Consider the following 24624-nt stretch of genomic DNA (forward strand, 5'->3'; position numbering starts at 1 on the left):
ATGATAGTAATAGACAAATTAACGAAGGCTTTCGGTTCAAACAAAGTCGTAGACGAGGCCAATACTCAGTTTGAAAAGGGCAAGGTAACATCGATTATCGGTCCAAATGGCGCGGGAAAGAGCACGTTGTTATCTATGGCCTCGCGCTTAACGGAGCGAGATGGCGGTAGTGTTATCATTGATTGCAAGGAAATCGCGGAATGGGACACAAAAGAGCTAGCGAAAAAACTGGCAGTACTTCGCCAAGCTAACTCGATTACAATGCGGTTTACCGTAAAAGAGTTAGTCTCTTTTGGTCGTTTCCCATACTCTAAAGGAAATCTGACTAAAGAAGATCATGAGGTCATAGAAAAAGCGATCGACTACTTAGATTTGCAAGATATTCAAGACAAATACTTGGATGAATTAAGTGGTGGTCAGCGACAGCTTGCATTTATTGCTATGGTGATTGCACAAGATACAGATTATGTCTTTCTTGATGAACCTCTTAATAACTTAGATATCAAACACTCTCTTCAGATCATGAAAGTTGTGCAGCAGTTAGCCCATGACATGAATAAAGCTATGGTGGTCGTGATTCATGATATTAATTTCGCGGCGTGTTACTCAGATGTCATATTGGCGCTTAAGAAAGGTAAAGTTGTGGCGAGTGGTGCGGTTGAAGAGGTTATTCAAGCGTCTACGCTAGAGGACATCTACGAAACGCCATTTAACATCATAGAGTTAAACGGTAAGCGTATGTGTACTTATCATTAAGCGAGCTAGTTCGTTTTTAACGAGATCAATAGATAGGCGGGCTTACTTGGTGAGCTCGTCTATGATTGGGCATCGGCTCTCTGCATCTCCAGGACAAGAAGAAACCCAACCTTCAAGTTGCGTTTTGATCTCCATGAGGTGTGCAATTTTTTCTTCAACCTCTCTCAGTTTGTCCATGGTTCTTGCTTTTACTTCGCTACTTTTGCGGTTGGGGTTATGAGCAAGTTGTACGAACTCTTTGCATTCTTGCAACGAAAAGCCTGCGCTTTTTGCGCGTGATACCAAGTTAAGCTCTTGAATATGATTATCTGAATATTCGCGATAGCCAGAGTCGCTGCGCGCTGGTGGAGATATGATCCCTTTGTCTTCATATAATCGAATCGACTTAGATGAAAGCCCTGTGAGCTTCGCGACAGCACCAATATTCATGTTTAACCTCCATAACGTTTAAGGCGAGTATATACCGATGTTGTGGATAAGACACTCCTAAATAACAGTCAGTTACCTAGAGTCCCCTTACTCTTTAATCACTTCATGTGGTGGCACACCAAATGCCTTTTTGAAGGCATAAGTGAAGTTAGAAGGGTGGTGGTATCCGGCTTCATAGGCGGCTTCTGTTATCGTCACTAGGCCACGTTCCAAATGTTGCCTAGCAATCTCAAGACGTCGAAAACGAATGTAGCCGTTTATGGTCATATTAAGTGATTGTTTAAATCGGCGCTGCAGGTTTGAAACACTCATTGAGAATTGGCTCGCCAACTTTTCCAAGCGTAGTTCTTGATCAAGGTGAGTTTCAATATAGCTGACAATATCCTCAATCCGACCGTCAATGTGTCGTTCAATACTGCTGTTTTTAGCACTGAAATTCTTAGGAATTTGCTTGGTGGCTTGATGTAAAATTTGATAGATCAAGCTTTCGACCTCTAGCTTCTCTTGGAACTCTTGCGGTGTTTCTCTATTTGTTAACGTGTCAGCCAGCTCGCATAGCGTCTGGTTAAGCTCCAACTGTTGAAACGCCTGATGAGAGTTAAAAAAGGCTCGATGGCTACAATTTTGCTCAAGGCGGGCCTCTAGCCATTGGGGCTTAACCAATATGTTGATCTTATTAATGAGGTTATCTTTGAGCAGTGAACGACGAAAATTTGCAGGTTTGAGTAAGTTCACCACTACACCCTTAGGGCCGTCGCTCGCGTCTAAATCAAATTGCAAATCGTCGTAGCCAAACGAGAGTCTACCTTCTAAAAGAATAGTGACCAGCAGTGAGGCGTGTGCAGTAGAAACAATATTCGAATCAATAAGTTCTAGACAACGCCCGCCATGAACAAAAATTTGATCATTATACTGATATGATAGGAACTTACCTTCGGCCAGTTGAGTTTGACAAGGTTGGCCTTGCGTGACAATCCATTGTTTCTCTGTCGCCTCTAGTCTTTGGGTTAAAGCTATCTTGGCAATTTTAGTTCGTTTTGTTGTGACTTCCTGCATTTGACACTTCCTCATAACACTTGTGCGATTTCGCATAACCAAATCGCCTTTGTATTTATAAAACTCATGCTTATTATACCTGAGAATTATTATCATTAATATTTAGGAATGAAGTTATGGAAAGCCCTGCTTGTTCACCTATCAAGCTTTCAAGCCTTTGCCTTGCAGTGGGAATGGCGCTATCAACCCCTGTTTTAGCTCAAGATACTGAGTCACATTTTGAAGAGGTCGTTGTATGGGGAACGAAAGTTTCCAGCAACACTGAGTCGATGTTTGCGGACGACATGTCACTGAAGCAAGCGGATCATATGTCTGATTTACTGCGCGATATTCCCGGTGTGGATGTTGGTGGAACACACTCTGTGAATCAACGTATTACGATTCGTGGTTTGAGCGAAACCGATTTGGACATTCGTCTTGACGGTGCTTCTCAGCATGCGAGCATGTTCCATCATATTGGTAACTTGACGTTGAACCCTGACATTCTCAAATCTGCGGACATTCAGGTAGGTAATAACTCTGTGACTCAAAACGGGTTAGGCGGTTCGGTCTACTTTGAAACGAAAGACGCTCGTGACTTACTTCGTTACGATGAAAAGTTTGGTGCGCGTGTTTATGGCGGCTATGCATCCAACGACAACCAACAAGGTTCGTTGACACTGTACGGACTTTTGTCCGAAAACATTGATGCGATGGTCTATGGCCATTACGTTACGCGTGATGATTTTGAAGATGGTGATGGCAATAAAACCTATGGTGCTGCAGGTGATGTTTACAACATTCTGGCTAAGCTGGGGTATGAACTAAATGACATCCATCGTTTTGAGCTCTCTTATGACATGTACCGAGACAGTGGAGATTACAGTCCGCGTCCTGATATGTCTGGTAGTGCAAATAATAGCCTGTCGAGCAAGTTACTTATCCCTACGGATTATGACCGCGATACCGTTACCTTGAGTTACGAGTTGCGAGGCGAACAACACCAAGGAAACGTCACTCTTTATAATACCGAGACAGAAATTAAACGTGACGAAACGGTGATGGCCCCTCGTTGGCCCTCGAACCGTTTATCAAAGAACACCGCCAAAAACCAAAACTTTGGTTTGAATGGCAAATTCCAGTCAGATGTTATGTTAGGTGAGTTTGATAATCGAGTCACTTATGGCTTCGACTACATGGATAAAACGTCTTCGAGTTACTACGGTAGTCGTAAGTTTATGGACGAATCGGCGATTTCAACCGCACTGTTTGTAGAAGATCAGTTCTTCTTCTCTGATGCCTTCTTTATTACTGCAGGTATGCGCTTTGATGATTACAAACGCAAAGCTGAGACAGGAACCAGTAATTATGATGATGTAACTTGGGCTCTAGCAGCAGAATGGGCGGTGACGCAAGATTGGACGTTGTTTGCGAGTGCACGCTCTCTATTTAAAGGTCCAGAGCTAATGGAAACCTTTATTGCTTACCAAGACGTTGCATTTTTAGAGGATGGGTTAAAGCCAGAAACGGGATTGAACACGCAGGGTGGTGTTCGTTTTGATAAAACCTTTGATAAGCATTTCTTTGGGGCGAATATTACGATATTCCAAACGGAAATTGATAATTACATTGCAGACCAGTACCAAAACGCGACTCAAACTTACCTGATTTACAACTTAGGTGATGTTGAGATTAAAGGCTTTGAGGCAAGTGCTTCTTATGGTTACGACAAGTTTAACAGCAAACTTTCTTACTCTAGGTCGGACACCAAAAACAAGAATACTGGTGGTCCTGTTGCTGGGGGCAATGGGCGTAGCATTGATATGGGTGATAGCATTGCTCTAACTTTGGATTACCAGTCAGACGCTTTAGAAACGATCTTCGGGTGGAACTCAATGTTTGTTCTAGAGGAAGACAACGTCTTTGATGGTCAGCCAAAGAAAGCAAGTTATGATGTGCATAATCTATACGCTCAATGGGTGCCGTCTGATATTGATGGACTGTCGGTGACCTTTGGTATTGATAATGTATTTGACGAGTTGTACAGCTCTCATGCGTCTCGTTCGGGTACTGCACGTGGCTTCACGCTTGATGACTACGAGCCGGGTCGCAACTTCAAGCTCTCTGCAGCTTATCAATTCTAACAAGGTTCTTCATAGGACGTTTCAAAGTAACGAGTAAGTTCATGATTAAAGAAAGCACCCGAATAGATAGTGAACACGCTGACAAATACTTAGTGACGCTTTGTCGGCATTTTGGACGAAAGGTTCCTGCTACTTGGAATGAAAATAGCGGTTTGGTGACATTTCCGACGGGAAAAGCGGAGTTTAACCTTTGTGCATCTAGCCTAACTATAACCTGTGAGGCGGATTCAGAAGAGAAACTGAATACGGTTAAGGCGATCATTTCATCGCATGTGGACATGTTTTCTCGTCGAGAAACATTAGCACTTAGCTGGGTTCGTTAGCGCTCGTTTAGGGATGCTGTGATAGAAGTGGAATATTAAAAGCAAAAGCCCGCAATCTTATGATTTGCGGGCTTTTATTGTTTGAATGCTATTGCGCTTTCTCAGGCTCTAGGCTTTTTTTTTCCTGCTGCATTTTTGCTAGGAAGTAGATGTTAACGCAAGCAATAAAACCGTTAGTTAATACTACAGGCCAAGAATCAATCATTAGTCCGTAAGCGGTAAATAGCGCACAACCAATAAAGTTAAGGATACGAAGCTTAACAATATCTTTCATAGTTAGCGAAATAGCGACCATGATTGAAGCTGCATAACCTAAAATCTCAACCATATTCATGTCCATTTTTTGACCCTCTTAAAATCTGCCGAATTTTGTCGGTACCAATTCTTCTCATCTTGAGATTAATGAGGAAGCTCCATGCCTCGAATGGTCTTTTTTTGTTGTATGGACGCACTATATCAATGGAAAAACCGTGATAAAAGCCTCAAATCAAGGTTAAGAGAAGGTTAGCGATTACGCAAACGTTTAGGACTGGAATTACTGATAATTTTACTTATTGTGTTGATTGATAATAACGATGACATTAATAGCTCAAACACCATTGAAAGTAAGGGAATATTTACATATCATTGAAAATGATAATTATTTTCAAGTGCTGTGTTTATGTATTTTATTATTAGCTTGCTCGTGTTTTTTTTGCTGTATATCAGAACAAAACCGAACTCGTGGTGTGCGGGGATTCATATCGTAAGCCACTTTTTTATCGTTGCATTTTGTCCTGCAATTTATGTTGTTCAATATTTAATCGTTACGTTTTTTTCGTCACCGATATTGATTAAGCTGTCATCACGCTCCGGTGTATACAACATTCTCATTGCTTTTCTTCCATTATTGATCGCAACCGGCAGTCTGGCGTTTAGCTGAATGATTTCATCTCTCTTCTTTTCTTAAAACAACTACACTTAATCAGAATAAGGTATCAATTTCATATAATTATTCGATATCCACGCGTCAGCACATGTGTCACATTTCTGTGACTACGAGTAAGTTTTACTTATGTTGCTTGGTAGTAGGGTATTTATCGATTGTTTAATGATTCAATACTTAGTTTAATCGTATAAAGGTGTGCAGTATGCCGCACTAAATTAATAAGAAATTATCTAAAAAGGTTAATGGGAAACGTAAGCCATTAGCGGAGGTCAGATGAGTACGCACACGGTACCGCAGAGCGCGATTGTAAATGCTGTCAAAGGTGAAGTTTTGGTTTTGGGCCTGGATGGAAACGTTAAGGTCATAAAAGCGGGGGATGAGTTAAGACCTGGCGAGATTATTATCACAGAAAATAATGCTTCTCTCGACGTACAGATAAATAATGAGCTTTATCTGGTCGATGCAAATTGTGTTGCTTGTCTTCCTGTGCCTTCTTCTGAACCGTTAGAACCAGTATTGGTACAATCTCCAGTTAATGGCTTAGTGACTTTTGACCCAACGGCTATTGGAAGTGCTGACTTCGACGCCAACGATATTGCCGCTATCCAGCAAGCTATTTTAGACGGAGCTGACCCTACCGCTATCTTAGAAGCAACAGCTGCTGGCGCAGGTGCTGAAGGCTCGGCTAATGCTGGCTACGTGACGGTTGAATATAATAACCCGGAAGTACTCGCTTCTACTTTTTTTGAAACGTCTGCGACTCGCAGCGGAGAAGATGATCGCGACGAAGATGACGGTTTGAATGTCACGATTTTTGCTGATGGTGGGCAGTCACTGCAATCTAGCGTAACAGAAGGCTCAATTTCTCTATCTAGCTACCCGCAAACCATTTCTTCTAGTGTGCTGGTTGAAGCAGGGGATCTCGCACTTGATACTGCTTCATTTGTACCTGAAACGTCCTCATTAGAGTCTTTGTTAACCGAGTTAAATAGTGACATTACCTCTGGTGGTCAGCCAGTGGCGTTTGTTTACGACGAAGCGCAAAATGCCATTATCGGCACTCAAGGTGGTAACGAAGTGCTTCGTATCGAGATCGAAGCGACATCTTTAGGCCGTGATTTAGAGTTAGAGGTCGTTACCACGATTAGCCAGGGTATTGACCATGTGGCGTCCATCGCTGATGGCCAAGTATCTATCGTCGGTGATCAAATCAATATCGCTTTTGACATTACAGGCGCAGATATTGGTGGTAATAGCATTCAAGCGCCTATCGATTTTACGACAACCGTTATTGATGGCGATGATCCTGCGCCGCAGAACGTTACTTTTGAAAACGTTGAATCTTCTTCTACACCAATTACTGGCACTTTTGTTGATATTGGTAGTGATCAATTGGCAACGGTCACGTTTAATCAAGAAGGACTTAGTCAGTTCGATGGCCTACTGAGTGATAATCAGGCGACAGAAGCGGTACTCTCTGAAGACGGCAGTACTATCACCTTGTCCATTGCGGGCTCGAATGAGACCGTCTTAACCATCAGTTTGAATACTGATGGTACCTACCAATTTGAGCAATTTAAGCCGTTAGAACAAACAAACGGTGAAGATACGATTGAGCTCTCTTTGCCAACCACAATCGTCGATTTCGACCAAGATACGGCAAGCAACACCTTTACGATGACCATCCTCGATGGCGATAACCCAGTGATTGAGAACGTGACGGGCTTGTCTTTAGATGAGGCGGGGGTTGACCAAGGTTCACAGGCAGGCGCGGTAGTAACAAGTGGTACTGGGGCGATCACGACAGCGGTCGGTAGTGACATCATTGATCACTATGAGTTGGAACCTACAGAGTTCAATGTTGGTGGAGAACTCCAATCTCAAGGGCAGGTTGTTCAACTAGAACTAGCGTCCGAGAGTAACGGCGTACGTACTTACGAAGGCTTCATTGAGCTGGATGGTGTGCGTATTACCGTATTTGATGTGGCGATTGATGCACCTGCATTGGGCGAATACCAATTCAACTTGTATGAACAACTTGACCATACGGGTGCTAACGATGACTCGCTCACTTTCTCACTGCCAGTTTACGCGGTAGATGCGGATGGTGACCGCTCCTCTATTACCGAAGGTTCGAACACACCAGAAGCTGCGCAAATTGTCATTCAAGTTCAAGATGACGTTCCTTCGATTGATGGCGTTGATGCGCTAGCCGTCGATGAAGACGATTTATCAAGCATTGGCTCCGATCAAAGCGACTCTGTGTTCGCGCAAGGTAGCTTCACGACGACTCAGGGCTCAGACCGTGTTGTAAGTTATCAATTAGAGAGCGGCACTGATCCACTCAATGGGTTGGAATCGCAGGGGCGATCTATCTCTCTGACGGAAACAACCAATTTAGATGGCAGCTTTACCTATTCTGCAACGGCAGAAGGGGACGCTATTTTCACCTTACAAGTTAACCCTGACGGTACTTATTCGTTTACCCTTGAAGGTCCAATCGATCATGCTGTGGGTAGCGATAGCTTAACTCTAGACTTCACTATTGTCGCAACGGACTTTGACGGTGACACCAGCTCACTTGTTCTACCGGTTACCATTACTGATGATGTGCCAACTATTAATGACGTTGTCGCTCTTAACGTCGATGAAGATGACTTAAGTTCGGTAGGCTCAGACCAATCACAGCCAACATTGGTTGAAGGTCAGTTCACGACGACTCAAGGTTCTGATGGCGTCGTACAGTATCAGTTGGATGTAAACGCTGATTCTTTAAATGGCCTGCAATCTCAAGGTCAAACCGTTTCCATTGCCGAAACGCAAAATGCAGATGGCAGTTACACCTACAGCGCAACGGCAAATGGCAGTGCAGTTTTCACATTAATTTTGAATACCGACGGCTCGTACAGTTTTGAGCTGCAAGGTCCAATTGACCATGCGGCAAATAGCGACAGCTTAACCCTTGATTTTAGCGTTATTGCTACAGACTTTGATGGTGACACAAGTCAAATCGTATTGCCTGTTACCATCGTGGATGATAAGCCAACTATTACCGATGTTGATGCGATTACTGTTGATGAAGATGATTTAGGCACGATTGGTTCGGACCAGACTGACCCGATTTCTATTGATGGTAACTTCACCACCACACAAGGCTCTGACCGAGTGGTGAGCTATCAGCTTGACGCGTCTGCAACACCAGTAGCTGGCCTTACATCACAAGGCGTGGCAGTTACGCTGACTGAAACCGCAAACGCTGATGGCAGCTTTACTTACGAGGCGACAGCGGGTAGTGAAGCGGTCTTTACGCTGACGGTGAATACTGATGGTAGCTATAACTTCACGCTTGAAGGTCCAATCGACCACGCGGTAGATAGCGATGAGCTGACACTCAACTTCCCAATCATCGCAACAGACTTTGATGGCGACACCACAAATGCCACTATCCCAGTGACAATCGTGGACGATAAGCCTGTTATTACCGACGTCGACACCATTACGGTTGATGAAGATGATCTAGCGTCAATTGGCTCAGACCAAAGCAATCCAATTTCTATTGATGGCAACTTTACTACCACACAAGGCTCTGACCGAGTGGTGAGCTACCAACTCGATGCTTCAGCAACACCAGTGGACGGTTTAACATCGCAAGGCGCGGCTGTCACACTGACAGAAACCGCAAATGGTGATGGTAGTTTTACCTACGAAGCAACAGCGGGCTCTGAAGCGGTCTTTACGCTGACTGTAAATACTGATGGTTCTTACAACTTCACGCTTGAAGGGCCAATTGATCACGCGGTTGATAGTGACGAGCTGACACTGAATTTCCCAATTATCGCAACCGACTTCGATGGCGACACCGTTACTGAAACCATTCCAGTCACGATTGTTGATGATGTACCGACCATCACAGCGGTGGATGCGTTAAGTGTCGATGAAGATGACCTTAGCGGCGTGGGCTCAGACCAAACTGACGCTGTGTTCGTTGAAGGCGCGTTTACTACCACACAAGGCTCTGACCGAGTGGTGAGCTATCAACTTGATTCAACCGCTGATCCTGTTGCGGGGCTAACGTCTCAAGGTGAGGCGATTACCTTGGTGGAAACCGCCAATGGTGACGGCAGCTTTACCTATGTGGCGACCGCAGATGGCAATCCTGTTTTCACGTTAAACGTAGCAACAGATGGTACGTACGACTTTACGCTGCAAGGCCCGATTGACCATGCCGCCAACAGCGATAGCCTGACGATTGATTTCCCAATTGTTGCCACCGATTTTGATGGTGATACGACCACGGCAACCATTCCCGTTACGATCGCAGATGATGCGCCAATCATCGATAATGTTGTGCCTTTGGCTGTAGACGAAGATGATTTATCAGGTATTGGCTCAGACCAAAGTGACGCTGTGTTTGTTGAAGGCGCGTTCACCACTACCCAGGGTTCAGACCGAGTGGTGAGCTACCAACTTGATTCAACGGCTGATCCTGTCGCAGGTTTAACTTCTCACGGTGAGCCTGTTACCTTGGTAGAGACTGCGAATGCTGATGGTAGCTTCACTTACGTGGCTACCGCGGATGGCGATCCTGTCTTCACCATGAATGTGAATGCTGACGGTACATACAACTTCCGTCTGGAAGGCCCGGTTGATCACGCGCTAAACAGCGATGAATTAGTTCTGAACTTCCCAATCATTGCAGCCGACTTTGATGGCGATACGACAACCGCGACCATTCCAGTCACGATTACTGATGACGTTCCAACTATCAATAACGTTGTCCCACTCACGGTGGATGAAGATGATCTCGCTACAATTGGCTCAGACCAAAACGATGATGCGTTTATGTCGGGTTCTTTCACCACAACTGAAGGCTCGGACAGTGTTGTTAAATACCAGCTTGATGTAACAGCAGATCCAGTAGCAGGGTTGACCTCTCATGGTGAGCCTGTCGTGCTTGCTGAAACTGCTAACGGCGACGGCAGTTTTACTTACACAGCCACAGCAGATGGCAATGCCGTATTTGAATTAGTGGTGAAGCCAGACGGCAGCTACACCTTTACTCTGCAAGGTCCACTAGACCATGCGGTAAATAGTGACAGCCTACAAATTGATTTCCCGATTATCGCGACAGATTTTGATGGCGATACGTCGACAGAAACACTGCCTGTCACCATCGTTGACGATAAACCGACCATCACTGACGTAGATGCCATCACGGTTGATGAAGATGACTTAGCGACGATTGGCTCTGACGGCTCAGGTCCAATTTCAATCGATGGCAACTTCACTACAACGCAAGGCTCTGATGGGGTAGTGAGCTACCAATTGGATGCTGCTGCAACGCCAGTTGATGGTCTAACATCGCAAGGTGTGGCAGTGACGCTGACTGAAACCGCAAACGGTGATGGTAGCTACACTTATGAAGCAACAGCAGGAACTGAAGCCGTATTTACGCTGACCGTTAATACGGATGGTTCATACAACTTCACGCTGCAAGGTCCTATCGACCATGCGACAGACAGTGATGAGCTGACACTGAACTTCCCAATCATCGCGACGGATTTTGATGGTGATATCACCACAGAAACGATCCCAGTCACCATCGTGGATGATAAGCCGACCATTACCGGTGTCGATGCGATTACCGTTGATGAAGATGATTTAGGCACGATTGGCTCAGATCAGACTGACCCGATTTCAATCGATGGCAACTTCACCACCACACAAGGCTCTGACCGAGTGGTGAGCTATCAGCTTGACGCGTCTGCAACACCAGTAGCTGGCCTTACATCACAAGGCGTGGCAGTTACGCTGACTGAAACCGCAAACGCTGATGGCAGCTTTACTTACGAGGCGACAGCGGGTAGTGAAGCGGTCTTTACGCTGACGGTGAATACTGATGGTAGCTATAACTTCACGCTTGAAGGTCCAATCGACCACGCGGTAGATAGCGATGAGCTGACACTCAACTTCCCAATCATCGCAACAGACTTTGATGGCGACACCACAAATGCCACTATCCCTGTGACGATCGTGGACGATAAGCCAGTGATTACTGACGTGGATTCCATTACGGTTGATGAAGATGATCTAGCGTCAATTGGCTCAGACCAAAGCAATCCGATTTCTATTGATGGTAACTTCACCACCACACAAGGTTCAGACCGAGTGGTGAGCTACCAACTCGATGGCACATCAACACCGGTTGACGGTTTAACCTCGCAAGGTGTGGCTGTCACGCTAACAGAAACTGCAAATGGTGATGGCAGTTTTACCTACGAAGCAACAGCGGGCTCTGAAGCGGTCTTTACGCTGACTGTGAATACTGATGGCTCTTATAACTTCACGCTAGAAGGGCCGATTGATCACGCGGTTGATAGTGACGAGTTGACACTAAACTTCCCAATTATCGCAACCGACTTTGATGGCGACACTGTCACTGAAACCATTCCAGTCACGATTGTTGATGATGTACCGACCATCACAGCGGTGGATGCGTTAAGTGTCGATGAAGACGACCTTAGCGGTGTGGGTTCCGACCCTGGCGGCGATCTGTTCGTTGAAGGCGCGTTTACGACCACTCAAGGCTCTGACCGAGTGGTGAGCTATCAACTGGATTCAACGGCTGATCCTGTTGCGGGGCTAACGTCTCAAGGTGAGGCGATTACCTTGGTGGAAACCGCGAATGGCGACGGCAGCTTTACTTATGTTGCGACCGCTGACGGCAATCCTGTCTTCACGTTGAATGTCGCAACAGATGGTACGTACGACTTTACGCTGCAAGGTCCGATTGACCATGCAGCTAACAGCGACAGCCTGACGATTGATTTCCCGATTATTGCCACCGATTTTGATGGTGATACGACTTCGGCAACCATTCCAGTCACGATCACGGATGATGCACCAATCATAGATAATGTTGTGCCTCTTGCAGTAGACGAAGATGATTTATCAGGTATTGGCTCAGACCAAACTGACGCTGTTTATGTTGAAGGCGCGTTCACGACCACTCAAGGTTCAGACCGTGTGGTGAGCTACCAACTTGATTCAACGGCTGATCCTGTTTCAGGTTTAACTTCTCAAGGTGAGCCTGTTACTTTGGTAGAGACTGCGAATGCCGATGGCAGCTTCACTTACGTGGCTACCGCGGATGGCAATCCGGTTTTCACCATGAATGTGAATGCAGACGGCACATACAACTTCCGTCTAGAAGGGCCAATCGATCACGCGTTAAACAACGATGAGCTAGTACTGAACTTCCCAATCATTGCAACAGACTTTGATGGCGATACGACGACCGCGACCATTCCAGTTACGATTACTGATGACGTTCCAACCATTGACAACGTTGTTCCACTCACGGTGGACGAAGATGATCTCGCTTCAATTGGCTCAGACCAAAACGATGATGCGTTTATGTCGGGGTCTTTCAGCACAACTGAAGGCTCGGACAGCGTTGTTAAATACCAGCTTGATGCAACAGCAGATCCAGTAGCAGGGTTAACCTCTCATGGTGAGCCTGTCGTACTTGCTGAGACAACAAATGGTGATGGCAGCTTTACTTACACTGCCACAGCAGATGGCAATGCCGTATTTGAACTGGTGGTGAAGCCAGATGGCAGCTACACCTTTACTCTGCAGGGCCCACTAGACCATGCGGTGAATAGCGACAGTCTGCAAATCGACTTCCCGATTATCGCAACAGACTTTGATGGCGACACCTCATCGAAGACGTTACCTGTCACCATCGTTGATGATAAACCAACCATCACTGACGTAGACGCAATCCGCGTGGATGAAGATGACTTAGCGACGATTGGCTCCGACGGCTCAGATCCAATTTCAATCGATGGCAACTTCACTACAACGCAAGGCTCTGATGGGGTAGTAAGCTACCAATTGGATGCTGCTGCAACGCCTGTTGACGGTCTAACATCACAAGGTGTGGCCGTCACGCTGACTGAAACCGCAAACGGCGACGGTAGCTACACTTATGAAGCGACAGCAGGAACTGAAGCCGTATTTACGCTAACAGTAAACACGGATGGCTCATACAACTTCACGCTGCAAGGGCCAATCGACCATGCGGTAGACAGTGATGAGCTGACGCTGAACTTCCCAATCATCGCAACGGATTTTGATGGTGATACCACCACAGAAACGATCCCAGTCACCATCGTGGATGATAAACCGACCATTACTGATGTCGATGCGATTACCGTTGATGAAGATGACTTAAGTACGATTGGCTCAGACCAAACTGACCCGATTTCAATCGATGGTAACTTTACCACCACACAAGGCTCGGACCGAGTGGTGAGCTATCAGCTCGATGCTTCTGCAACACCTGTAGCTGGACTCACATCACAAGGCGTGGCAGTCACACTGACGGAAACCGCAAACGGCGATGGTAGCTTTACTTACCAAGCGGCAGCGGGGACTGAAGCGGTCTTTACGCTGACAGTGAATACCGATGGCTCTTATAACTTCACGCTAGAAGGTCCAATCGACCACGCGGTAGATAGTGACGAGCTGACACTGAACTTCCCAATCATCGCAACCGACTTTGATGGCGACACGTCTGCTGAGACAATTCCTGTCAAGATCGTTGATGACAAACCGACACTTGGTGGCATCGAAGCAACAAGTGTGCAAACGGTTGACGAGGACGATATCCCAACAGTCGGATCTGATGGTACGCAGTCGAACAGCATTGCAGGTAACTTCATCGCGACTGATGGCTCTGATGGCATTGTGGAGTACAGCGTTTCTGACCTAACCACGCCAGTACAAGGCCTGACCTCTGGTGGTCAATCTCTGGTTATGGTTGAAGTATCAAACGCAGGTGGCGTTTCAGTTTACGAAGCTCGTATTGATGGCACGACGACACCAGTATTCCGTGTGACTCTCGATGCTTCTGATGATAGCTACACTTTCGATTTGCTTGCTCCTCTCGATCATCCAAATGCTGATGGCCAAAATGAACTGGTCATCAATTTACCGATAAACGCGACTGACTTTGATGGAGACGTGTCGAACAACATCACCTTACCAATTACGGTTGTGGATGATGTTCCGACCATTGACGGTTTACTAGCAGGCAGCGAACAAACCGTTGATGAAGATGACCTACCAGCAGGTACGGATGCTGCAAGTGCAGAAGATACTGTTATTTCAGGTACTTTTGATATCACCGAAGGTGCTGACCAAGTTGCTTCTATTCAGCTGAGTGACCTGACCACGCCTGTTGCGTCACTGACTTCAGATGGTGAAGCTATCACCTTAGTTCTGTCTTCTAGCGCAAACGGCGTGAACGTATACCAAGGTGTCGCAGGCAATCCTGCTGAAGTGGTGTTCGAACTGACGTTGGATGCAACGAACAACACCTACGAGTTCGATTTACAGAAGCCGCTTGATCATCCCGATGGTAATCAGCAAAACGAGATTGTTATTAACCTCCCTGTGACGGCGACAGATAATGATGGTGATACTTCACCAGCCTTCACATTGCCAATTACCGTTGTGGACGATGTTCCAGTTGTTACCAATATTGAAAGTCTACGTGTCGACGAAGATGACTTACCTCTTGGTTCTGATGGAACGAAAGAGCCATTAACGGTATCAGGTGAGTTCGAAGTCACTAGCGCAGATGGTATTGATGCTTTCGAATTGGATCTAAGCTCAAATCCTATCCCGAATCTGAAATCGGGTGGAGAAGAGGTAACACTTTCTCAAGACGTTGGCGCTTCAACTGCTGACGCGCTTGTTTACGTGGGACAAACACCGGGTGGAGTGACGGTCTTCACGTTGACACTTCATCAAGATGGTAAATACGACTTTGAGTTATCTGGTCAGTTAGATCACGCGGTTAACTCTGATGAGATTTTGTTGAATCTACCTGTGAAGATCACGGATGGCGACAACGATACCATCACTGCGACCTTGCCAGTTACGATCGTAGATGACAAACCAACCATTGATGCTATTAGCTCTGGTAGTACCTTGTCTGTGGATGAGGATGATATTCCAAGCCAAGGTTCGGACGACACGCCAGAATCCAATATCATTGGTGGCAACTTTGACGTTACTGATGGTGCCGACTCTATCGTTAGCTTCCAGTTGGATAGTTTAACATCGCCTGTTTCTGGCCTTACCTCAGGTGGTCAACCGCTTGAGTTGGTTGAGTTTTCAAATTCAAACGGTGTGATTGAGTACCGAGCTTATGTACAAGGTACGACGGACACCGTCTTTAAACTGACGCTAAATGGTTCAGCAGACAGTTATGAATTTGAACTGTTGGGTGCACTTGATCATCCTGTGGGTAACGATGAAAACTCGTTGGTCATTAACTTCCCAGTCAACGCGACTGATTTTGATGGCGATGTGTCCAATAACATCACCTTGCCGATCACCGTGGTGGACGATGTCCCAGCTATTGTGAAAGTGACAGACTCTAGCCAACAAACCGTTGATGAAGATGATCTTTCCGGTGGCTCTGACACGACAAGTAGTGATTCAACGGTATTGAACGGCGGATTTGAGGTCGTTGCTGGTGCAGACAAGATTGTCAGCTACCAAGTTTCAGACCTCGATGCAGTCGTGTCTGGTTTAACGTCGAACGGCAGCAGCATCGAGTTGAATCTAGTAAGCACGAATGGTGGAGTAACCAGTTACGAAGCGGTTATTACTGGCACATCAACTAAGATCTTCACGCTGTCTCTTGATGCGAATAATGACAGCTACCAATTTGAGCTGTTGGGACCAATCGACCATGACGCTGTTCAAGGTGAAAACAACCTTGTCATTGATATTCCAATTACAGTAACAGACTTTGATGGTGACACGTCATCATCACTGAATCTTCCAATTACCGTAGTTGATGACATTCCCGAAATTAAATCAGCAGATGCTTTGGCTGTTGATGAGGATGACCTTGCCAACGGCTCTCAGGCAACCAACAAAGACAGCCTAGAAGCAATGGGCAATTTCGATACGGTGGAAGGGGCAGATACCGTTGTCTCTTATCAGCTGGATCTTACTTCTAACCCGATACCAGGAGTAACTTCAGGTGGTTTTGCGGTGACGTTAGTTCAAACCGCGGTAAGCAACAACAACTTTACTTATCAAGGTCAAACACCTGATGGTAACTCAGTGTTCACACTAGTTTTGAACGCTGACGGCTCTTACAAGTTTACGCTTGAGGGTGCGCTAGATCACTCAACTCAAGGCGAAGATACACTCATACTTGATCTCCCAGTCTTTGCGACCGATGTCGATGGTGATACGGCAGGTATTAACTTACCAGTGACGATTACCGATGATGTTCCAACCTTGCACGATGCATCTATTTCGCGTGTTGAGGGGCAAGGCAGCCGCACGGTTCGTTTATTCCGAGACCCTGTAGAGGGGGATGATGACCTTGGTGCTGACGGCGCACAAGTGACTTCATTCTCGGCTGATGATTCAGGCATTTACTTTAAGCAAAATGGTGTTGATTCTGATTCTGTCGATTTGAACGGCAGCGACCAAGTCGTATTTGTTCACAAGGTTCTTGACGGAGTGGATACTGAAATCGGTCGTTTGGTTGTTCGAACCGATGGCAGTGTGTCATTCCGTCCGAATGACGACCTTGACCATACCGAAACCGACTCGATTGATTTCACCATCAACGTTGTTGCAACCGATGGTGATGGCGATATCGCAGATGCCGATGTGGATATCTCGATAAGAGACCGCAATGCGCAAATTGACACGTCTACCGTTACTGCGTTCGAAGACCAAGGGCGTGATGGTGTCGTTGTGGGCGTTGACTCTGCAAATACTCAGGACAACTTGTCGACGCTGGATGTTAGCCCTGCGAAAGTCGACTTGGTTATCAATTTACACGATATCGACCGTAACGAGAGCTTAGGTGACATCACTATTCGAGATGCTGATACTCACAACGGTACGTTCTACTACAGAGACGGCAGTGGCAACTACATTGAATTAACATCTGTGGGCAATACGGTTGTTCTCGACGCATCAAATGTTGAGCAGTCATTCAATGGTGAGCTTGTCTCGTTAGATAACTTGTACTTCGTACCAGATCGTCATACATCAACCGATGCTTCTGGTATCGATCCTCGTATCCGCGTGGAAATTCTTAACAATGGTACGCCAGATCATACGATTAATGGTCGTTTAGACATTGAAGTTGCTGCCGTCGCAGATATTGCAACGTGGACGGCAAGCAGCGAATTTAACTACTCGGTTGATGAAGATGGAAACAATGTCGCACTTAACATCACGGCTGAAACCCAAGACACTAGTAACCCAGAAGGCATTGTGTACGAGCTTGTCTTTACACAAGGAGAAGGTAACGCAGAGTTAGTCTATTCAGATGGTAGTGCGATACCAAAATCCGGTGGTGTTTATCTGGTGGATGCAAGCCGAATTGATGAAGTTCAAGTTGATCCGATAGATAACTTCTCGGGCGAAATCAGAATTGATGTCACCGCTATTACGACGGAAAACAACAATCCACTGCTTGGGAAAGATACCGCTCGCTCAGAAACCGAAACCATCATTATTGATGTAAACCCAGTTGCGGATAAAGGTAGTTTTACTGTAAACCGAATTAATGTGTTTGAGGATAATGCTCGAACTCAAAATACGGTAGACCCTGTCACTGATCACGACCCACTCCAATTAAGTGAAGTGATCACCATGAAACCATCAGCGGACTTAGATGGTTCTGAAGCGTTATTTGTGCGCATTTCTAACTTCTCAATTGATGGGGTTACTTTGGTGTGGCTGGACTCAGCAAACCCAAGTCAGATAGTAGAAGTGACCGATTCAGGCGGCAATGTACTTTATTACGAAGTGCCAGAGTCTGAATTAGCGAACGTCGAAGTTCTTCCTCCTTTGCACAGCAATGATGACTTTACTTTCAATGTCGAAGGAATTGTGAAAGACACAGCATCATTGTCTACCGGTACGACAGAAGATGTGTTGTCACTGGGCAGTAAGACCGTCATCGTTGGTGTAAAAGGTGTTGCTGACATACCAGACACGGTATTAATTGACGCGGGGAACGTTTGGAACCGATTCGTAGACGGAGATGTGGCCGGGATAGAGACGACTATTGAAGAGAATGGTGTTGTAAACCTCAACTTCTCGGTTGTATCAGGTGAAGTTGCCGATAGACCACAGGATGATTCAGAAGCCATTACTGTTATCCTGTCCAACATCCCCGACGGTGTTCGTGTCGTAGATTCAGACGGTTCAAGCGTTGACCTCACCTTTGTTGGCTATGATGGTAACGGTCAACCGATTTACGAAGCAAACATCACTGGGCTGAATTTTAATTCCGGTATTCAAATTATTCCGGAAGCCTCTTCAACTGAAAACATTGCGATTACAGGGACGATCATTGTTACCGAGAATGATGGTCATAGTCGTGTGATTGAAAGAGAGGTAAGGATCAAGGTCGAACCCGTTATTGACGCTCAAGATAACTACGTTGTCCGATCGGAGGGAGATGAAGATACGCGCTTTGACATCGATTGGAAACCGACGCTCGTACAAAGCCCTGATACCGATGAATTCTTTAGTGATGTAACCATCTCTGGATTTCCTCCAGGCAGCACGGTCTATGTAGATGGTGTGGCACAAACGCTTGTTTCTGGAACACTAACGCTTTCACCGCAAGCCGGTGAATCAGAACAAGATTTTTCCGCTAAAATCTCTCAAAGTGGCTATGTTCAAGTTCAGTTGGAGCAGGATTCAAGTACTGACTTTGACTTGACCACAACCGTCACTGTGAAAGAGATTGACCATGAATATGTTGACGCTTCGAATCCCGGTGAAGGTATCGCTGAGAAAACCATCAATGGTACGGTGAATGTCCAAGTTAATCCAATCGTTGAGCCAGAGGATAAGACGGGGGCAATAGACGACCAAACCCGTCTGCTTGTCACTGAAAGTGGTGGTGGTGCTACCGATATCGTGAAGTCAGACGATCAAGGTAACATTGACTTTACGATCAACACTTCTATGGGGGGCGAATCTGGCGCTCATATCATTAAATACCAAGAGTTTGATGCGTCTTCAGATGAAGTGGTGACTCAACTTGTTGTTCAATTTCACAATGTGGACCCTGAGATCCTCAACCAATTGGTTATCGTCGGTGCACTAAATGAAGGTGGAGGTCGTTGGACAGTAACTAATGAAGACAACTTCTCAATTAAAGCGCCGTCTGGACTTGATTTAACACCAAACGATGACAGCGACGATGGCGATAACGGTGGTCTCTCTCAAATTGGCTTAACCATTTACGCAGAAGTGAATGATTTGGGCGAAGATTTGGGCAACGAAAAAGATGCGACGGTCGTGCGTCAAACGGATGTGACACTAGAGTTTCCAACCGTCCTCACACCGAAAATGAGTGTAGCGGCAGAGATTCAGGTGGCTGATGATGTTCAAATTCAAGCGTTGGAAGACAATTCTATTAACCTTGGTGCTCAGTTGACGTCGAAAGTCGATGCGATTAATGCAGATGGTGTGGAAGATGTCTTAACTATTATCGTCGACCCGACAGCTCCTGGCATTCCTCCTGGTTTGGTGATCACGGGGACGGATGTTGATTTTGTCAATGGTAAATACGTGTTCCAAGCCCATATCGATGCGAGTGGAAATATTACTGGCCTTGATGGTTTGACGATGCACTTGGCAGAAGATTACGCAGGTGATTTCGAATTGCCAATTCGGTTTGTCACTAAAGACACTGAGTCCGGTGATGAAAAAGAAAATAATGTCCAGTTTCCAGTTCAGGTTTTACCGGTTGCAGACGTTCCGAGTTCAGCCGGGGATCAGCCGTTGGATAGCGATGTCACACCAAATGTAAGAGTAGATATCGTCGGTACTTTCGGCTTGGATGCAAACAAACAACCTGTGACTGATCTAAATAACGACGTTCCCACGGCGGATGGTGTTGGTTACGAAGATGGCTTAATCCAACTTAACTTGAGTGTTGATTTTGCCGATCAATTTAACAACACTCAAGGTGGTCGAGAAACACTAACGAACATCAAGTTAGAGCTTGATGACACAACATTAGGTGAGTTTGTTGATGCCAATGGTAACAGCTTAGGAACCAGTATTGAGTTTAATGAAGCTGAGATTTTAGCTGGTGCGCTTGACAATGTTCTGTTTAAGCCAAAAGAAAATTACCCCGTAGGTGGTGGCCAAAATACCGTCAAGATTAATATCGAGGGAGAAATTACTGATGAAGCTGTGTTTGATCAGTCTATCTTGAATAACTCTGGCGATAATATAGATGTAAGAACCTTCACTGACGATGTCACATTTGAAGTTACGCCAGTCGTTGATGACATTACCATTACAGGTGCCGATCCGACGCAGCCAATCACGGTGATTGGTGACGAAGATACTTTAATTTCGCTGAATCAATCGGGCTCTGGTGTTTCGATCAGCCTGAACGATAATGACGGTTCTGAGAGTTTCGTTTCACTCAAGTTAACGGGACTTCCTGATGACTTTATCGTTAAATCCAATTCCTCTGATTATGTTGTTAAGAACAACGGTGGGGGCGAATGGAGTATTCAACTAAAAGATCTCACTCAGACGTCCATTGACCTGAGTGACATCCAAATTAAACCGCCAAAACACTTTAGTGGCGAGGCTGAGATAGGTATTACGGTCTTCATTCAAGAGGAGTTGCTACAAGTACCAACGGAACGAAACAACAACTTTACGCTGATTGTTAATCCTGTTGGTGATGATGTTGATGTGAATCCCGACACTTCGGCTGCAGGTAATGAGGGCGAAGACATTGTTATTAATGTAAATGCGTTAGTGGTTGATAACAAAGAGTCCATCGGAGATGGTGCAAACTACCAGGAAAATGATCCAGAGACGCTGAGAGTTGAGGTCTCAAATGTCCCTGATGGGGCGAGCGTTTCATTACCTGATGGGACAGTATTTACTGACCAAGTCGGCGGCGTTTTTGTCTTAGAAATCAATGCTCAAGACTTGGATCAAGTGGTGTTTAATTCTGGTGATCGCAACGATAACTCATGGGATGGTTCGCTGCATTTCAAAGTGCAAGCCGTTGATACTGGGCTCGATGGCAGTCAAAGCTTGGGCTCCGCAGAGGAGTTTGATGTCACTGTTGATGTTGAAGCAGTGAACGATCGTCCAGAGTTCGTCAACACCGTGGATGTGGAAACACCAGAAGATACGCCAATGCTGCTTGATGGTTTCAGCATTACCGATATTGATGCCGTACTCGATGATCCGAATGCTGAATACGTACTCAATGTGAACGTCGACAGCGGTATCTTGGAGCTTAATCCAACGCTCATCGCTACTTACAACCTAACCGTGAGCGGTGATGGTACGGACTCCGTTGAACTGAAAGGTACAGTGGCCGATCTAAACAATGCCATTGCAGACGGTCTGATTGAGTTTAATCCAGACCTGAACTTCTTTGGTGACGTTCAGGTGGACGTGACAGTCGATGACCAAGGTAATGAAGGTATCGTAATTGGTGGGGTAGATGACACCCTAAATACCAACAGCAGCAGCTTCAATATTGAAGTGACAGCGGTGAATGATACTCCAGAAACTACGCCAGTGACGCTACCGGATATTGAAGAAGATAGTGGTGTGTTCTCCATCTCTGAAGCGGATCTTATTGCGAATGCGACAGACGTAGAGAACGATAACCTCACGGTCAGCAATGTTCAGTTAACGGATCCGAATTCGGGTAGCATTACTTTCAACAGTGGTACGGGAGAGTGGGAATTTACCCCAGCACCAGATTACAACGGTCCAGTTGAAATCACGTACACCATTACAGATGATGGCACGACAAGTGGTGCATCCGATCCTAAATCGGTTAACGGCAACGCATCGTTCAACGTAACGGAAGTCAATGATGCTCCAACGACGTCTGAAGTGGTACTTTCTGATATCGCAGAAGACAGTACGGCGGTTGAAATTACCCAAGCTGATTTGTTAGCGAATGCTTCTGACATTGAAAACGACACCTTGATGGTGAGTAATGTCCAGTTGGTTGACCCAAGCAGCGGCACATTGGATTTCGACAACGTAACAGGTACATGGTCATTTACTCCTGCGCCTGGCTACAACGGCAAGGTCGATCTGACCTACGACATTACCGACAACGGTACAACGAACGGTGTTTCTGATCCTCAAACGGTGTCAGGAACGGCGACCTTCGAAGTCACTGAGGTGAACGATGCACCGGTAACATCAGAGGTAACGTTGAGTAGTACCGAAGAAGATGGTGGTTCGGTAACTATTACGGCTACTGAGTTGCTGAGCAACGCAAGTGATCCTGAGTCAGACAACTTGACCGTCGATAATGTTGCGTTAGTGGACCCAGCTTCCGGCACGCTGACTCAAGTGAGTGCGACAGAGTGGACGTTTGAACCCGCAGCAGATTTCTTTGGTGACGTTAATTTCACTTATGAAATCACAGATGACGGAACCACTAACGGCGCTCCAGACCCAATTACAATCGCGGGCACAGCAGTGTTGAATGTTGAAGCGACCAATGACGCACCTGAAATCACTGCAGCATCGGTAACGGATACGATCAACGAAGCCGATGGCCAGAAAATAACGGGTATTAGTGTAAGTGACATCGACTTCACTGGTGCGCAGGCGAATGAAATCATGACGGTGACTCTTACAGTTACCGAGGGCGACCTTCGTGTCGAGCCGCCAGCAGGTAGTGGTGTGACTGTTGGGGCGGGGATGGCTGGTGAAATAACCCTAATGGGCACACCAGATAATATTAACTCCGTTCTTGGAGCAACAGACGCTTCTGAGGGTGTATTTGTGGATGCAGGAGATGTCAACGCAGCTTCAATCACTTTATCGGTGAAAGTCGAAGACAACGGCGTGTACTTCGAAAATGCGGGTACCGCATTGGAAGCGAATCAAGATTTCACTATCAATGTGACACCTGTAGCTGATGCACCTACATTGAGTATAAATCCTCAGTTTAATTACATTCGTCAAATTGCGGCTAGCCAAACCGCGAGCAGTCAAGGTTTAGCGATTGTCGGAATCATGGCGGCGCTTACTGATATTGACGAGGTGCTGTCTTTGGAGCTAACGGGCGTACCAGCTAGTGCTGAGGTAACAAGTGGCGTTTCTCCATCAGGCATTAGCTTCGATGGTACCACTTGGACAGTACCAAGCGATGAAATTGATACGCTAGAAATTGTCGCAACAGATACTAACAGTGGTATTGATGTCGGTTCTTACGATATTTCGCTTACGGCGATATCAACGGAATCTAATGGCGATGAAGCGCAGTCTTCACCTGTCCAAATTAGTTTGGATGTGAGTAGTGATAGCGACGATATTGACCAGTCAACCGCAGTGGACGACAGCTATTTAGTCGGCGGAGACACAGGTATCAACTTGATTGGTGGAGACGGTGACGACGTTATTCTGGGTGGTGATGGTGATGACGTGCTTATCGGTGGCTTAGGTTCAGATATCTTAACGGGTGGAGACGGCAGCGATATCTTCAAGTGGACGGTAGATTCCGTTGATGAAGGGGCAGTGGATACCATTACTGACTTCACTGTTAACGAAGACAGTATCGATTTACGTGAAGTTATCTCTGATCTCAATAACTCAATGATCGACATGGATGATCTGCTTGGTCACATTTCAGCAGACTACGATGCATCGACGGAAAGTGTTTCTCTGAACATTACGACGGATGCAAATGTTCAGCAGACTATTGTCGTGGAAAACTTAGGTACTTCAATCGACTTCAACGGTCTCAGCTCCAACGAGATTGTAGAGTCATTGCTGAACAACGGTGTTATTGATAACGGATAAACCTGTATACAACACAAAAATGGGCGGCTCTGATAAGCCGCCCATTTTTTTCGGGAACGCTTGATTTTAAACAGGAGATATTTGAATCGAAATAGAAAGCAAGAACGAAGCAAAGGGG

7 protein-coding genes are annotated in these 24624 nt (G+C 45.9%); 4 read left to right on the forward strand and 3 right to left on the reverse strand.

The features are described from left to right. Entirely contained in the window at positions 1-756 is a 756-nt protein-coding gene (vctC, locus tag R7Z78_RS09295; RefSeq protein ID WP_005376629.1) for an iron chelate ABC transporter ATP-binding protein VctC, read from the forward strand. A 42-nt stretch (positions 757-798) separates the two neighbouring features. Here vctC and cueR read toward each other — a convergent pair whose 3' ends face one another. Together cueR and R7Z78_RS09305 are read right to left on the reverse strand one after the other, a co-directional pair. Beyond that, positions 799-1185: a Cu(I)-responsive transcriptional regulator gene (gene cueR / locus R7Z78_RS09300; protein WP_005376627.1), complete on the reverse strand. Its 387-nt coding sequence runs from the start codon at positions 1183-1185 to the stop codon at positions 799-801. 87 nt (positions 1186-1272) lie between these two features. Continuing rightward, a complete protein-coding gene (locus R7Z78_RS09305; RefSeq protein ID WP_005376626.1) occupies positions 1273-2241 on the reverse strand; it encodes a helix-turn-helix domain-containing protein in 969 nt (322 codons plus the stop codon). A gap of 116 nt (positions 2242-2357) precedes the next feature. Here R7Z78_RS09305 and R7Z78_RS09310 point away from each other — a divergent pair, with 116 nt between their 5' ends. Beyond that, the gene (locus R7Z78_RS09310; protein ID WP_104976155.1) at positions 2358-4364 is read left to right on the forward strand and encodes a TonB-dependent siderophore receptor; all 2007 of its coding nucleotides are present in this window, start codon (positions 2358-2360) and stop codon (positions 4362-4364) included. Between the two features lie 41 nt (positions 4365-4405). After that, positions 4406-4687 (forward strand): DUF2218 domain-containing protein, encoded by a 282-nt coding sequence (locus tag R7Z78_RS09315; RefSeq protein WP_005376622.1) that lies wholly within the window; start codon positions 4406-4408, stop codon positions 4685-4687. Positions 4688-4775: 88 nt separating this feature from the next. Here R7Z78_RS09315 and R7Z78_RS09320 read toward each other — a convergent pair whose 3' ends face one another. Continuing rightward, complete coding sequence (locus tag R7Z78_RS09320) at positions 4776-5027, reverse strand: YgjV family protein (protein ID WP_005376619.1); 252 nt, start codon at positions 5025-5027, stop codon at positions 4776-4778. Positions 5028-5888: 861 nt separating this feature from the next. On the opposite strand from R7Z78_RS09320, the gene R7Z78_RS09325 reads away from it, so the two are divergent. Continuing rightward, a complete protein-coding gene (locus tag R7Z78_RS09325; RefSeq protein ID WP_104976154.1) occupies positions 5889-24506 on the forward strand; it encodes a retention module-containing protein in 18618 nt (6205 codons plus the stop codon). Positions 24507-24624: the final 118 nt, after the last annotated feature.

Origin of the sequence: Vibrio sp. 1167 (genome assembly GCF_033340375.1) — a bacterium.
Lineage (GTDB): Bacteria > Pseudomonadota > Gammaproteobacteria > Enterobacterales > Vibrionaceae > Vibrio > Vibrio alginolyticus.

Excerpts from the sequence above, each read along its gene's own strand:
- R7Z78_RS09325 (WP_104976154.1), top strand. The coding sequence starts at position 5,889 with ATGAGTACGCACACGGTACCGCAGAGCGCGATTGTAAATGCTGTCAAA.
- R7Z78_RS09305 (WP_005376626.1), bottom strand. The coding sequence starts at position 2,241 with ATGCAGGAAGTCACAACAAAACGAACTAAAATTGCCAAGATAGCTTTA.
- cueR (WP_005376627.1), bottom strand. The coding sequence starts at position 1,185 with ATGAATATTGGTGCTGTCGCGAAGCTCACAGGGCTTTCATCTAAGTCG.
- R7Z78_RS09310 (WP_104976155.1), top strand. The coding sequence starts at position 2,358 with ATGGAAAGCCCTGCTTGTTCACCTATCAAGCTTTCAAGCCTTTGCCTT.
- R7Z78_RS09320 (WP_005376619.1), bottom strand. The coding sequence starts at position 5,027 with ATGGACATGAATATGGTTGAGATTTTAGGTTATGCAGCTTCAATCATG.
- vctC (WP_005376629.1), top strand. The coding sequence starts at position 1 with ATGATAGTAATAGACAAATTAACGAAGGCTTTCGGTTCAAACAAAGTC.
- R7Z78_RS09315 (WP_005376622.1), top strand. The coding sequence starts at position 4,406 with ATGATTAAAGAAAGCACCCGAATAGATAGTGAACACGCTGACAAATAC.